General features: G+C 69.8%; 12 protein-coding genes. 5 read left to right on the top strand and 7 right to left on the bottom strand.

Annotation, left to right across the window (positions count from 1 at the left end; translation table 11 throughout):
* The first annotated feature begins 86 nt into the window (after positions 1–86).
* Both K377_RS17770 and K377_RS17765 read left to right on the top strand, forming a co-directional pair.
* Entirely contained in the window at positions 87–737 is a 651-nt protein-coding gene (locus tag K377_RS17770; protein ID WP_111664364.1) for a hypothetical protein, read from the top strand.
* A 45-nt stretch (positions 738–782) separates the two neighbouring features.
* On the top strand, positions 783–1,295 hold the full coding sequence (locus tag K377_RS17765) for an SRPBCC family protein (protein ID WP_111664363.1): 513 nt from the start codon (positions 783–785) through the stop codon (positions 1,293–1,295).
* A gap of 95 nt (positions 1,296–1,390) precedes the next feature.
* Here the strand turns inward: K377_RS17765 and K377_RS41680 are convergent, their stop codons facing one another.
* The 3 genes from K377_RS41680 to K377_RS17750 form a co-directional block, all read right to left on the bottom strand.
* Positions 1,391–1,564 (bottom strand): hypothetical protein, encoded by a 174-nt coding sequence (locus K377_RS41680; protein WP_161195134.1) that lies wholly within the window; start codon positions 1,562–1,564, stop codon positions 1,391–1,393.
* A gap of 62 nt (positions 1,565–1,626) precedes the next feature.
* The gene (locus K377_RS17755) at positions 1,627–2,985 is read right to left on the bottom strand and encodes a lipase family protein (RefSeq protein WP_111664361.1); all 1,359 of its coding nucleotides are present in this window, start codon (positions 2,983–2,985) and stop codon (positions 1,627–1,629) included.
* Positions 2,986–3,033: 48 nt separating this feature from the next.
* Complete coding sequence (locus K377_RS17750; RefSeq protein WP_111664360.1) at positions 3,034–4,635, bottom strand: GMC family oxidoreductase N-terminal domain-containing protein; 1,602 nt, start codon at positions 4,633–4,635, stop codon at positions 3,034–3,036.
* A gap of 315 nt (positions 4,636–4,950) precedes the next feature.
* Between K377_RS17750 and K377_RS17745 the strand changes: the two genes are divergently transcribed.
* Positions 4,951–5,592, top strand: coding sequence for a TetR/AcrR family transcriptional regulator (locus K377_RS17745; protein ID WP_258395072.1), 642 nt, complete (start codon positions 4,951–4,953; stop codon positions 5,590–5,592).
* Here the strand turns inward: K377_RS17745 and K377_RS17740 are convergent.
* On the bottom strand, positions 5,586–7,094 hold the full coding sequence (locus tag K377_RS17740) for an MFS transporter (RefSeq protein ID WP_111664358.1): 1,509 nt from the start codon (positions 7,092–7,094) through the stop codon (positions 5,586–5,588). The genes K377_RS17745 and K377_RS17740 overlap by 7 nt on opposite strands.
* Before the next feature lie 288 nt (positions 7,095–7,382).
* On the opposite strand from K377_RS17740, the gene K377_RS17735 reads away from it, so the two are divergent.
* Entirely contained in the window at positions 7,383–8,558 is a 1,176-nt protein-coding gene (locus tag K377_RS17735) for a spore photoproduct lyase family protein (RefSeq protein ID WP_111664357.1), read from the top strand.
* 45 nt (positions 8,559–8,603) lie between these two features.
* Positions 8,604–9,257, top strand: coding sequence for a class I SAM-dependent methyltransferase (locus K377_RS17730; protein WP_111664356.1), 654 nt, complete (start codon positions 8,604–8,606; stop codon positions 9,255–9,257).
* Positions 9,258–9,313: 56 nt separating this feature from the next.
* On the opposite strand, the gene K377_RS17725 is transcribed toward K377_RS17730, so the two are convergent.
* The 3 genes from K377_RS17725 to K377_RS17715 form a co-directional block, all read right to left on the bottom strand.
* Complete coding sequence (locus tag K377_RS17725; RefSeq protein ID WP_111664355.1) at positions 9,314–9,538, bottom strand: hypothetical protein; 225 nt, start codon at positions 9,536–9,538, stop codon at positions 9,314–9,316.
* Positions 9,539–9,908: 370 nt separating this feature from the next.
* Positions 9,909–11,543: an MFS transporter gene (locus K377_RS17720; RefSeq protein WP_111664354.1), complete on the bottom strand. Its 1,635-nt coding sequence runs from the start codon at positions 11,541–11,543 to the stop codon at positions 9,909–9,911.
* Positions 11,544–11,779: 236 nt separating this feature from the next.
* Entirely contained in the window at positions 11,780–13,369 is a 1,590-nt protein-coding gene (locus K377_RS17715; protein WP_111664353.1) for an oxidoreductase, read from the bottom strand.
* Positions 13,370–13,375 lie beyond the last annotated feature (6 nt).

Raw genomic sequence — 13,375 nt, 5'->3', positions numbered from 1 at the left:
GACGCGGGCCCCGGCGCAGGGCAGGCTGCTTGGTGTCGGCGAACGAGCCGACGAAAAGCACCCACCACACCCACCGGGGGACACCCATGACCGAGACCTTCGCGCGGCGCCTGACCGGCGCCGCGGGCATCGCCGCCGCGGCCGCCTTCATCATCGAAGTGCCCCTGTACTTCGTCTACTCGGGCCCGCCGCCGGACGCGAACGTGCTGGGCAGGCTGCTGATCGGGATCCTGGCCCTCGCCTTCCTGCTCGTGTTCGTGACCGCGTTCCGGGAACTGGTCAAGCGGGTGAGCCCGGAGTACGAGTGGGCCGGCTCGATCGCCTTCGCCGCGGGTCTGGTCTACGCGACGATCACCCTGGTCTCCAGCGGTCTGGAGGCGGGAGCGGTCATCGCCGCCGACCGCCCGATCGACCCGACCATCGCGGTCAGCGGCACCTACATCCTCTACGGGTCGATCTCCCGCCTGATGCTGGCGCTGTTCCTCACCGCGCTGGGCTTCGCCGTCTCACGCACGCGGCTCCTGCCGCGTTGGACGGGCAGGTCGGCGTACGTCCTGGCAGCGGTCAACCTGGCCTTCGTGCCCTCCCTGTTCTTCGGCAACATTCCCGCGCACTTCTACGCAGCCAACGGCTGGGGCTCCACCGCACTGATGGGGGCGCTCCTCAGCTACTGGCTGCTGGCGTTCGGCATCTCCGCCCACCGCAGCGGCGCGCGATCCGCGCCGCGATCCCTATGATCTCTACTCGGCAGTAGCAAGTTGTTCCGTCGGGAGGGAACTGCAGTGACCCGCGTATTCACCGTGAGCAGCAGCATCGTGGTCGGCGTGGCGCCCGATGTCGCCTACCAAGCCGTGAGCCGGCCCGCGGACATGGGCCGCTGGAGTCCGGAGAACCGGGGCACGACGGACGATTCTCCGGCCGGTCCTGCCGCGCTGGGGACCACCTTCGTCGGACGCAACAAGCGCGGACGTTTTCGGTGGGTCACCCGCTGCACCGTCACGGCAGCCGACCCCGGCAGCCGCTTCGCCTTCCGCGTCCACGCGATCGGTGTCCGCCGACCGCGTCTGCCCGGCCCGATCGCCACGTGGGAGTACCGCTTCGAGCCCACCGGGAACGGCACACGTGTGACGGAGACCTGGACCGACGACCGGCGCGCATGGCCCACCTTCGTCGCCCATGCCTTCGACAGGATCGCCACCTCCGGTCACACCTTCGCCGCCTTTCAGGCGCGCAACATCGACAGGACGCTGGCGAACCTCAAGAGGGAGCTGGAGAGCGACGGCGACGCGGCCTGAGCGCGGACGGAACGCCCCGTGATCAGGCCCTGCGCCGCATTGCGTCGCACCAGGAGGCCGAGTGTGACGGCCTCCTGGTGCAACACATGTCCGCGTCAGAGCCCCAACAGCAGGAAGAGCGCGATCCCGATGCCGCCCGCGATCGTGAGCCTCGGCCGTTTCAGCTGCACCCCCGCACAGAACAGGGCGAAGAGCAGTCCGAGCAGCACCGTCCCCCAGTTCAGCGGACGCATCAGCAGGAGCAGTACGAGAATCAGAGCGAGCAGCATGGCGGCCACCTCCCTGTCGGGCCCCTGCCCGGCCCGGCCCAAGACCATCCAGGATGGTCGGCTCAGGGCTGCACCGGCATGGTCCGGCAGTTCGACGTGGCCGGCTTGCCCGAGAGGCGGTCCTCCAGCCAGGAGACGGCGTCACCCTGATCGGTGAGGAGAGGCACGAGATGGTTGGTCAGGATCTTGTCGCCCAGGTTCGGCAGGGCGATGGCCTTGTACGTGACGTCGCCGCCCTTGCCGCACCAGTCCTTGGCCAGTTGCCGGGCCTGCCCGTGCGGAACGATGTCGTCGTGGATACCGGTGGCCACCCGCACCGGACCGGCCGGCTTGAGCGTGCCGATGCGCTGTCGGTCCAGGGCGGCCTGCGCACGCGGTTCGGAGGCGATGACGTCCGCGATGGAGGTCCCGTCCTTGGTCCACTTGGTGCTCTTGGCGAAGCCGTAGCCGAACAGCGCGTCGCCGACGCACATGGTGGAGGCGTCGTCCAGGGCTGCCTTGCCCGCCTCGTTGATGTTCGCTCGGACGACCGCCCGCAGATCGGGGTCGGCCTGGGCGAACCCGTTGATCGACCAGGCCAGGGCGCCGGCCAGAGCGCTGCCGTCGATGCCCTTCATGGTGGAGGTGAGATCCGCGGGCGGAGCACCGGAGTAGGTGCCGGCGAGCGGGATGTCGGGGGCGTAGGAGGGCTGGAGTTCGGCGGCGGCCGCGGTGGCACCGCCGCCCTGGCTGTAGCCGTACAGCCCGGTGGGGGAGGCCGAGGTGACCGACGCTCCGGGTACGGCGCGCGCGGCGCGGGCCGCGTCCAGCAGGGCGTGGCCCTCGTCCAGGCGGTTGACATAGGTGTGGAGCCGGTCGGTGGCACCGAGGCCGACGTAGTCGGTGATGACGACAGCGGCTCCGGTGGCCAGGATGCGGTAGACGGCCAGTGCTTCGTAGCCGACGGAGACCGTGTCGCCGTTGAGGGTGAGCGGATGCTCCAGGGCGAACGAGGCGGCGCACTGGTCGCCTTGGCCCATGGTGCCCGGTGCCACCGCGACCAGCGGGCGCGGTCCGGAGTGCTTCCACTTGGCGGTGGGCTCGATGTACGCGCCGGTCACGGCGACCGGCTGCCCGGACGAGTCGGTCGACTTGTACATCAGCCGGGTCGCGGTGCCCGGCATCGGGTGGCCGTCGAGGCCGGGGATGCTCAGGCCGAGCGGCATCGCCCCGGTCCGCAGCAACGTGCCGTCCTGGGCGGGCAGTTCGGTGGGCGGGGTGTAGAAGGCGGGGATGGTGACCCCGCGGGAGACGACGGGGGCCGTGTCCTGTGCGGAGGCCGGTACCGCCGCCGCGCACACGCACAGCGCGCCTGCGGCGACGAGGGCGAGCGGCGACGCGATGGGGGATGTGCAACGGGAACGGGCTCTCTTGCGGCTCAAGGTGTTCTCCTCGCTCGTCGTTCGTGAGCTGGCGGTGTTGGGATCGGTTCAGATGACGGTGTCGATGTCCTGGGCGGTGATGGTGTCGAGCGCCCGTTCCGCGACGGCGGCGATGGTCATGGACGGGTTGCACGCGCCCGTGGTGCCGGGGATGAGCGCGCCGTCGAGTACGTACAGTCCCTTCTGGCCCTGTACGCGGCCGTTCAGGTCGCACACGGTGCCCATGGGGGCTCCGCCCAGCGGGTGCCAGGTGCTGTTGACCAAGGCGTTGGTGTCGGTCAGGACGCCGAGGCCGCGCGACACCTCGGTGACCCGGCGGTGGATGGCGCGATGGCTGCCCGTGTCCCCGTTGCGCGGCCAGTGCAGGGACACGGAGTCGGTGGAGGAGTCGTAGCGCAACTGACCGCGGTCGGCGCTCACTCCGAAGCCGACGAGCATGGTCGTCCTGGTGTCGAGGCCCAGGGGAGGAAGGGACGCCTGGATGACGGTGTTCGCGGTGGCTGGATCGTCCCAGGCCTTGCTGCCGTAGACGACCGGGCCTCCTTGCTCCTTGCCGAAGTCCTCCTGGAGGTCGGTCCAGGCGTAGATGCGGTCGCCATTGGTGCCCCAGCCGGAGCCGACCCCGTCGGGCAGGTCGGGGATGGCGCCGGTGGCGCCCGCACGGACGAGGAGCTTGCTGGTGTTGACGCTGCCGGCCGCCATGATCAGGGCGCGGCAGGTGAGGATCTTCTGCTCCAGCACGGTGCCCGAGTCGTCGGTGCGGTCGACGGAGACTTCCCATCGGCCGTCGGCGGCCCGTGCCACGGAAGTGACGTTGTGGTGGGTCTGGACGGTGACCTTGCCGGTGGCTTCGGCCTGGTGGAGGTAGGTCACGTCGACGGAGTGCTTCCCGCCGTTGTTCACGCCGAGCGCGCAGTCCCCGTTCGTGTACGACGGCTTCATCTCGCCGCGCAACTCTGCCTGGGCGTAGGCCCAGTCGATCGGCATGGGGATCTTCTCGACGTCGTAGCCGGCCCGCCGGGCCCGCTCGGCGAAGGTACGGGCCGCGTAGTAGGTGGGCGTGTCGATCAGTGCATCGGGTGCGGTGGCGACCTGGAGCATGCGGGCGACACGCGGATAGTGGATCCGGTCCATGCGCGCGTAGTCGAGGCCGGCGGGCAGCCAGGTGTTGAACACCGCCTCCGAGGGCTGGAGGGTCATGCCCTGGTAGACGAGTGATCCGCCGCCGACCCCGGCCGCGCAGACGCTCAGGATGTTCTCGCCGAGCACGGGTTCGAGGAGTCCGGCGTAGGGGGCGAAGTTCAGGGGAGTGCCGATCAGGCGGGCGAGCGGCCTGATCGCTTCGGGCAGGGTGCCGTACCAAAGGGCGCGTTTGTCGAGGCCGGACACGCGGGGGAAGGTCTCGGCGTTCGGGCCGGTCGGCCAGCGGCGGCCGCGTTCCAGCACGGTGACGGTGACGCCGGCCTGGGCCAGTCGCAGTGCGGCGACGCCGCCGCCGAAGCCGGATCCGATGACGACGACCCGGTGTTCTTCCTCGGTCGGCCGGACGCGTGCGGGGGCTGCCGACGAGGCGCGGGCCCGGGACGGGAGAGCGGCGGCGGCGAGTCCGGCGGCGCCGCTCAGCACGGCGCGGCGGCTGGGGGTGGGCATGCGGGCTCCATCGAGTGGGGGACTGAGGGCTGGGCCGGGGGCTCAAAGGGGCAGGTCCTGCCGCCTAAGCGCACGGCCGTATTGCATGCGCATGTCAAGCCACGGACGAGAGGTGTGGTTACTCGCCGGTTGCCTACCCGAGAGTAGGAGTGGCTGTCACTGAGTGACAAGGTGTCTGCATCTGAAATCTCCGGCGCCAACCGGAAGGGCCGCACGCGCTCCGGAGCCTGCGGCCGACAAACCCTCTGGTGGCCGGGCATGCCGCCGCTATGCTGCGTGCACCGGGCGATCGAGGGCGGTGGGGCGAGGGTGCGTGTGGCGCCGTCGAGAGGTCAGGAACAAGCGGCGCCGGAGGGTGAGAGGCCCTCCCTCGTCGAGCGGCGCAAGACGGCTCTGCGCTTTCAGATCGCCCATGAGGCGGTCCGCCTGTTCGCCGCCCAGGGCGTCACCGCCACGACGGGGGAGCAGATCGCCGAGGCGGTGGGGGTGTCCGCCCGTACGGTGTGGCGCTACTTCCCCACGAAGGAGAGCTGCGTCCTGCCGCTGCTCGCCGCGGGACTGGACTTCGTCGTCGACCGACTGCGCCACTGGCCCACGGACATGAGCCTGCTGGACTTCTTCACGGAGACCTGCCGGATCAGCGACCTGCCTCCCGGTACCCCCGCGATACTCGACCTGATCCGCATGACCTCGACCGACCCCGCGCTGCGAGCCGTCTGGCTCCAGGCCCACGACGACGCGCTGCCCGTCCTCGCCCGGCTTCTCGCGCAGCGCTCCGGGAACGACGCCGACTCCCTGCGGACCGCCGTGCACGCCGCGACGCTCAACGGGGCCCTGCGCGCGGCCGCGGAAGACTTCGCGCGGCGTTACGGGGACCGGCCGGGAGCGTCCGGGGCCGAGATCGGGGCGTGCCTCGACGCCGCGTTGCGGGCGGCGACGGAGGGATTGCCCTACTGAGACTGCTGGTTGGACGCGGCCGGCGGGGTGTTCTGTTTGGCGTACTGGTACAGGTCCTGAGAGGTGTCGATCAGTTCCTGCTGCTCCTCCGCGGAGGCGACCATCGGCTGTGAGCCGTTGAGGGGCAGTTGGGCGCTCTCCGGCAGGAACTTGACGGTGATGAGGCCGATGACGCCGGCGACCATGAGGTAGTAGGCGGGGATGAGTTTGTCGCCGGTCGCGTTGACGAGTGTTTCGGTGATCAGCGGGGTGGTGCCTCCGAAGGCCGCGACGGCGAAGTTGAAGCCGATGCCCATGGCGGCGTACCGCACGGCGGTGGGGAACAGCGCGGGCAGCGTGGCGGCACTCGGCGCGGCGAAGCAGGCGAGGAGCGTGGACAGGATCAGCACGCCGAAGATGGGTGGCCAGGTGCCGTGCGCCTTGATGAGGAGGAAGGCGGGGATGGCAAGGACGATCATGGCGGCTGCCGCGCCGGCGTAGAGCGGGCGTCGGCCGATGTGGTCGCTGAGGCGCCCGAGGAAGGTGATGAGGAGGACGATCCAGACCATGCCGATGAGGACGAGGACGTCGGCCGAGGTCTGGGAGCGGTCCAGGGTCTCGGTCTGATAGGTGGGCAGGTAGCCGGTGACCATGTAGTTGGTGACGTTGTAGAGCAGGACCAGGCCCATGCAGATCAGCAGCGGGCGCCAGTGCTCCTTGACGATGGTCTTGAACTCGCTGCCGACGGAGTCCTGCGCGAGGCTCTTCTCGTGCTCGTCCAGCTGTTGCTGGAAGGCGGGCGACTCCTCCAGCTTCAGCCGCATGTACAGGCCGATGACGCCCAGCGGTCCCGCGATCAGGAACGGCAGCCGCCAGCCGTAGGACAACATCTGGTCCTCGGTGAAGACCGTGTTCAGCACGGTGACCAGCGCGGAGCCGAGGGCGTAACCCACGAAGGTGCCGAAGTCGAGCCAGCTGGACAGGAAGCCGCGTCGGCGGTCGGGCGAGTACTCGGCGACGAAGGTGGTGGCGCCCCCGTACTCGCCGCCGGTGGAGAAGCCCTGCACCATGCGGGCGAGCAGCAGAAGAATGGGAGCGGCGATGCCGATCGTCGCGTAACTGGGGATGAGGCCGATCGAGAACGTGCCGGCCGCCATCATGATCATGGTGGTGGCGAGGACCTTCTGCCGTCCGACGCGGTCGCCGAGCGGGCCGAAGACGAGACCGCCGAGCGGACGCACCACGAACGCGGCAGCAAATGTCGCGAACGACGAGATCAGCTGGGCGCCCGGGGAGGCGCCGGGGAAGAAGACCTTGCCGATGGTCGCGGCGAGGTAGCTGTAGACGCCGAAGTCGAACCATTCCATGCAGTTGCCGAGCGCCGAGGCGCTGACGGCCCGCTTGAGCAGGGGCTTCTCGACGACCTGGACGTCCTGCTTGCGGTAGGCCCGTTTGGTGCGCCGCAACCTGCGGGCCAGTTCCTCCCGCACGTGCCGGGGCATGTCCGCGATGGTCTCCGGCATGCGCTTCCGGCCTGCGTTGGTCGGGCCGTCAGAAGGTGTGTGGGCCACGTGCCGATGCCGCCTTCCCGGTTGTCCTGCTCTGTTCGCCAGGGCCAAGTCTCTGCCACATTGATCACTCGGCGCACTTCGGGGGCGGCTATCCGGCGTTTGCTCCGGCACAGCACACTCCGGTGTTCCTCGCCTCGTGGAGTGCCGATGACGGCGGGCGCGGCCCGCGGCGGCTCGTAGGCTTGCAGGGACAGGTCCTACGGTGCGTCGGCGCACCGCCGACTCCGGAGGTACCCCCGCGTGAACCGTCCCCCGGACGACCCGCTGCCCGCCGAGGACGGACAGCAGGCCCTGTTCGGCTGGGACGACACTCCGTCGCCCGGCCCGCCCGACGGCGGATTCCGCGACAGCGCGCAGGCGCGGCGGCTGCTCGACATCCGGGCCGTCTACGCGGAGCGGGAGGCGCTCGATTCGCCGCGCGGCCGGCAGATCATGGCCCGGCTGCCCGACGCCGAGGTGACCGAGGTCGCCAGCCACTGGGGCATCCCTTCACTGCACGGCAACGAAGGGAACATCGGACGCTGGACCCGGATCAAGACCGAGACCCTGGTCCTCGGCGTCAAGCGCCACCCGGTCACCCGCCCCAACGGCCGCTCCGCGGACTGGATCGCCCCCGGCGTCTCCAACGGCTGCGCCATGGCCTGTGCCTACTGCTACGTCCCGCGCCGCAAGGGATACGCCAACCCGATCACCCTCTTCACCAACATCGAGGCCATCCTCGCCCACGTCCGCCGGCACGTCCGCGCCCAGGGACCGAAGAGCGAACCCAACCAGTGCGATCCGCACGCATGGGTCTACGACATCGGGGAGAACGGCGACTGCTCGGTCGACGCGCTGTTGTGCGACAACACCGCCGACTACATCAACGCCTTCCGGCACCTGCCCACCGCCAAAGCGTCGTTCGCCACCAAGTTCGTCAACCCCGACCTGCTCAACCTCGATCCCCAGGCACGCACACGCGTCCGCTTCTCGCTCATGCCGGGTGCCGACGCGCGCCGGCTGGACATCCGCACCAGCCCGATCGCCGACCGGATCGCCGCCGCCGCGGACTTCGTCGACGCGGGGTACGAGGTGCACTTCAACCTCTCTCCGGTCGTCCTGCGCCCCGGCTGGCAGCGCGACTGGGCCGAACTGTTCGACCATCTCGACGACGTACTGCCCGAGCGCGTGAAACATCAGGCTGCCGCCGAGATCATCATGCTCACGCACAACCAGCAGCTGCACGAGGTGAACCTCGGCTGGCACCCCCGCGCGGAGGAACTGCTGTGGCAGCCGGAAGCACAGGAGACGAAGCGCTCCGAGAACGGCGCCCTGAACGTCCGCTACCAGGTACAGATCAAACAACGGGCCCTCACCCGCCTCACAGATCTGCTCACCGCCCACGCCCCGTGGCTACGGATTCGCTACGCCTTCTGAACCGATGTCCCAGCGCTGTCAGAGCCCCGCTTTAGGGTCGCCGACATGACCGAGCCTTCGTTTCTGACCGCTGTCCGGAAGTCGTACGACACGGTCGCCGCCGACTACGTCGAACGCGTCCCGCCTCCGGCCGAGATGGATCCGCTGTCCCGCGCGATGCTGGCGGGGTTCGCCGAAATGGTGCGGACGGCCGGGCCGGGGGAGGTCGCGGACCTCGGGTGCGGGCCCGGTCGCATCACGGCGCACCTCGCCGGGCTCGGCGTGCCCGCCTTCGGCGTCGATCTGTCACCGCGGATGGTCGAGCTGGCCCGTAACGCCTATCCGGACCTGCGGTTCACCGAGGGCTCGATGACCGCCCTGGACACGGGAGACGACGAACTCGGCGGCATCCTGGCCTGGTACTCCACCCACCACACGCCTCCGCGGTGGCTGCCGGAGGTGTTCGCCGAATTCCACCGCACGCTCGCACCTGGCGGCTTCCTGCTCTGGGGAGACTACGTCGGCGACGAACACCTGCGGCCGACCCGACGCTACGGCCGTCCGGTGTCCTACGAGTCGTACTTCCTGCCCGTGGACCACATGGTCGGCCTGCTGGACGAGGCCGGACTCGTGGTTACCGCGCGGCTGGAGCAGGAGCCAGGCGGACGGGTGAGCCGGCCGCACGCCTGCCTTCTGGCCCATAAGCCCGACAGGCCCTGATGGTCTGGCCGCTCACCGGCGGATCCGGCTGCCCCGGCGGTCTTCCGTGATTGGGGTCAGTCCTTGGCGCGGTGCAGTTGCAGCTGCCGGTTGACGAAGAGGTGCACGTAACCGCAACGCAGGCAGATCAGCCCCGTAGCCGTCTCATCGGCCCAGGCCACATTGAAGAACTCCCCGCCCGTGCTGTTGAGTTTCACTCCTCGCTCGCGGAAGAGATCGCTCTTGCAGACGTGACAGGTGATCCACATTTCACCCTGTGAGACCCGTACTGCTTTGGCCATTGCATCCCCCTTGCTGTATCCCGCACCGCGGCCGGGCCATCAGCGCTCCGTCGCTCCTGCCCGGCCCATATTTGATCATCAGGGCGAAACCCGTCGTATGGCACGCCATTTGAGCAAGAACTGAGCAGGCGACCTCGAGCGCGCCGAGGAACCCGCCCAGCACCTCGCCGGGCTCCAGGGGCAGCTCGGTGGCCTCGAACCCGCACGTTGCGATATCGGGCGGCAACTGCGGGGGAACCTGCTTGGTGCGCCGTACGGCGGCGGACGCCTGAACCAGGCGTCGCCCCTGCTCTGGTCACGCGGTCGGGAGCCGAAGCCGGCGACTCGCCCGCCGCCGACCGTTGCGGGGCGGCGGGCGGAGCGGCTGAGGTCAGTGCCCCAGGGCGGCGGGAGCCGCCGCCGGGCCGCCGCTTTCGAGCGATGACGGCACGTCCTCGGCGGAACGGCGGGAGTGCAGTCCGGCCATCCCCACGGCGGCGAGCAGCGCGGCCACGCCGGCCGCCACACCGCAGACCGTGAATGCCGTGCCGAACCCGCTGCCGAGCGCGTCCAAGGCGAGCCCGTGCGCGGCGGATCCCGGCGCTCCGGCCGGGAGACTGTTCACGGCGATGGGCCCGCCGGCCTCGGCGATCTGATGCGCTGCCGCCTTCTGGGCGGCGGGCAGTTCGGCTCCGGACAGGCCGTCGGTGAACACCGACCCGGCGTTGCTCAGCGCGATGGCGCCGACGACGACGGGGCCCAGGGCGAAGCCGAGGTCGCGCAGCATGTTGGTGGTGGCGCTCGCCATGCCGGCCAGCTGTGCCGGGACGCTGTCGAGGGCCACGGCCGTCACCGAACTGACGGTCAGGGTGAACCCGATACCGATCAGCAGCGCCGGGACGACGAATCCGCCGAGTCCCCGGTCGGTGACGTCGAGCCGCGAACACAGCAGGCAGCCGACCGCCATCAGAACGAAACCGCAGGTGAGCAGGACGGACGGGGCGACGCGGTGCAGAAGCCGGGACACGAGCGGGATGAGCACGAAAGCCGGTCCCTGGAGCAGCAGGAAGGGAACGGCGACACGGATCGGGTCCTGGTGCTGTACGGGCCCCAGCCACATGCTCGTCGCGAAGCAGGCGCCCAGGAAGGACAGCATGCCGAAGACCGCGACGACGGACGACACCGCGAAACCGCGGTTGCGGAACAGCCGCAGGTCGAAGATCGGGGAGGCGGCGCCCAGTTCCACCACCACGAAACCGGCGAGGAAACAGGCGCCCAGCGCGAACGCGCCGATGACGGGAACCGTGGTCCAGCCCGACTCCGGCCCCTCCACGGCACCGTAGAGCACCAGAACCAGACCGACGGCGAAGGTGATCTGACCGGGCACGTCGAGCCGGCGGCCCTGCGGAGCCTTCGACTCCCCGGACAGAGCAAGGGTGAGCACCGCACTGACCAGCGCGAGTCCGACCAGTACCCAGAAGGATCCGCGCCACGACCCGATCTTGGCGAACATCCCGCCGAGCAGAGGCGAGACCGCCGCACCGGCGGACAGGAATCCGCTCCACAGCGCCACCGCGTGTGCCCGCTGCCGCGCTCCGCTGGTGACGGCGGTGATCGCGGTGAGCGAGCCGGGGAACATGGCGCCCGCGCCCAGCCCGTTGAGCGCCGCGCCGATCCACAGCAATTGCACGGTGGGCGCGAGCGCGGCCACGCTGCTGCCCGCGGCGAGGAGCAGTGTGCCGGTCACGACGAGTCTGCGCCGCCCGAAGAGGTCACCGAGGACGCCGAAGGTGAACTCGAAACAGACGACGGCGACCATGAACGCAGCCGTGATCCAGGTGAGTTGGGATCCTTGGGTGTTCAGGTCCTCCTGCAGCAGCCCGTTCAGCGAGGCCGGCAGGGCGTTGGCGACCTGGGCCACGAAGACCGCGCCGCAGGCGGCAGCCAGTGTTCCCGCGTAGCCCCGTCTGTGGACCGTGTCCGCGGTGGGGCCCTGGGACGTCGTCGTCCCACTGTTGAGCGTCATTGCTGTTCTCCTGGCTGGAAAGAGTGGCAGCCCGCACGGCACCGGCCCGCCAAGGGGTGCCGGTGCCGCGTGCGCGGTGGGGGAGAGCGCGGCACGGATCGGGCGTGATGCCGTGGACAATGGCACTCGCTTTACTGCGCGTCAATGATTCTTTCGAAATCTAAAATCAACGGTTGTTGCGTAAGGTGGGGAGTGGTGTCGTTCCGGCAAGGGACCCGCAGCGGCGGCTGTCCGGGCTATTGGCGGCTGAGGGCCCTGGACACTCCGGCGGTCACTGTCGTCGCGAGGACCCATCCGGCGGTGGTCAGCGTGTACGCGATCCACTGGCCGGCGCCGTGGGGCGCGAACGCCCCCTTCTGGCCGAAGCCGATGATGGGGAGGAGGAGGTCGAGGGCGTAGAACACCGGGCTGAACGGCGGGGCCTTGGCGGCTTCGAGCGGAGCCGGGGGATGCGCCGCGAAGAAGGCCGCGCCCAGAGCCAGCAGAGCCATCAGCCAGAGGGCGGCGCGGGCGGGCCGGTAGCCGTAGCCGACGGTCGCGTCCTGGATGAAGCCCCACACGCGGGCGTGCGCGCGGAGTCCGGAGCGGCGGCGACGTTGCTTGGCGAGCAGGACGGTACGGGCTTCGTCCTCGTGCCCCAGGCGCCGGTAGGCGGAAGCGAGTTGCTCGTAGGGCTGCGGAAGGTATGCGTCGGGGCTGCGTTGGATCCAGGCGAGCCGCTCGGTGGCGGTGAGCGGAGTGGCAAGGGAGTCGTACGAGGTGTCGGACAGCCGCAGTTGGGCGGGCCAGGTGGCGGGTGCGTCGTAGAGGACGCCGAGCTGGGCGTTGCCGGCGTCGACCGAGCCGTCGATCACCGTGCGGGTCCGCAGGTCGGTCTCTCGCGCCTGTACGAGGCGCAGTGACAGGGCTGTGCCGGTGGGGTGGACCAGGGTGGCGTCGTGGAGGCTGAGGCGCGTGCCGATCTGGGTGCCGTCGAGCTCGATGCCACCGTTCGTGGTGAGGCCGAGGCCGAGGTCGAAGTTGCGGCTGACGGTGACATCCACGGCTTCCAGGGCGGTGCCGCCGGGGTTGTCCAGACGGGCGCCGCAGAAACCTATGGCCGCGCCCACTTTGGCACCCGAGAGAATGATTTTTCCCTCGGCGCTGAATCCGGGGTGGAAGGTGAGATCCTCGGTGATCTGCATGTGGTAGGCGTCAACTGCGGTGCCGCCGGGGTTGCTCAGGTGCGCGCCTTCCAGGTCGAACTCGCCCGTCACGCAGCCGCCTGTCACGCGCGTGCTCCCGTGCACGGTCAGGTGGGAGCACAGCAGATCGCCGTGCGTGTTCAGACCTACGGCGGAAATGGCCTCGCGACCCGGTGCGCTGATCACGGAGTGCGTCAGATCCAGATCGCCCTGAATCTCGGTACGGGTGAGCACGAGGGGCCCGGACAGTCGGCAGCGGGAGAGGACGAGCCGGCCCTGGACCTGAGCCGTGTCGGCGATCAGTCCGGGCAACGCGCAGTCGGTGAAGGCGAGTTCGCGGAACTGGGTGCCTCGCACGACGGGGGCTTCCGCGAAATGGCAGTCCGTCAGGACGACGGGTACGGGGATGTCGGCGAACTGCAGGTCCAGCGTGCCCGTGATGGACGCACCGCTCAGGCGCAGCGCGGGACGTCCACCCGGCCCGGGCTCCGGACCGGCACCGAGGAGCAGGGCCGTGATGCATTCGGCCCGGATGGAGGGGCGGGCGGCCCGCGGTGAGTCGGGGCGTACGGCGAGGGGTTGCCCCTGGGCGTACGCGTTCCACAACTGCCGTTCGACGGGGCCGAGTTCTTCGAGCTGCATGATCGG

Origin of the sequence: Streptomyces sp. PsTaAH-137 (assembly GCF_003259365.1) — a bacterium.
Classification (GTDB): domain Bacteria; phylum Actinomycetota; class Actinomycetes; order Streptomycetales; family Streptomycetaceae; genus Streptomyces.
Note: the sequence above shows the minus strand (reverse complement) of the source record. Positions and strands in the feature narration are given on the sequence as shown.

Bases quoted from the DNA above. Each gene is read 5' to 3' on its own strand.
- K377_RS17750 (WP_111664360.1), bottom strand. From the start codon at position 4,635: ATGCCCACCCCCAGCCGCCGCGCCGTGCTGAGCGGCGCCGCCGGACTC.
- K377_RS41680 (WP_161195134.1), bottom strand. From the start codon at position 1,564: ATGCTGCTCGCTCTGATTCTCGTACTGCTCCTGCTGATGCGTCCGCTG.
- K377_RS17740 (WP_111664358.1), bottom strand. From the start codon at position 7,094: ATGCCGGAGACCATCGCGGACATGCCCCGGCACGTGCGGGAGGAACTG.
- K377_RS17770 (WP_111664364.1), top strand. From the start codon at position 87: ATGACCGAGACCTTCGCGCGGCGCCTGACCGGCGCCGCGGGCATCGCC.
- K377_RS17725 (WP_111664355.1), bottom strand. From the start codon at position 9,538: ATGGCCAAAGCAGTACGGGTCTCACAGGGTGAAATGTGGATCACCTGT.
- K377_RS17715 (WP_111664353.1), bottom strand. From the start codon at position 13,369: ATGCAGCTCGAAGAACTCGGCCCCGTCGAACGGCAGTTGTGGAACGCG.
- K377_RS17730 (WP_111664356.1), top strand. From the start codon at position 8,604: ATGACCGAGCCTTCGTTTCTGACCGCTGTCCGGAAGTCGTACGACACG.
- K377_RS17720 (WP_111664354.1), bottom strand. From the start codon at position 11,543: ATGACGCTCAACAGTGGGACGACGACGTCCCAGGGCCCCACCGCGGAC.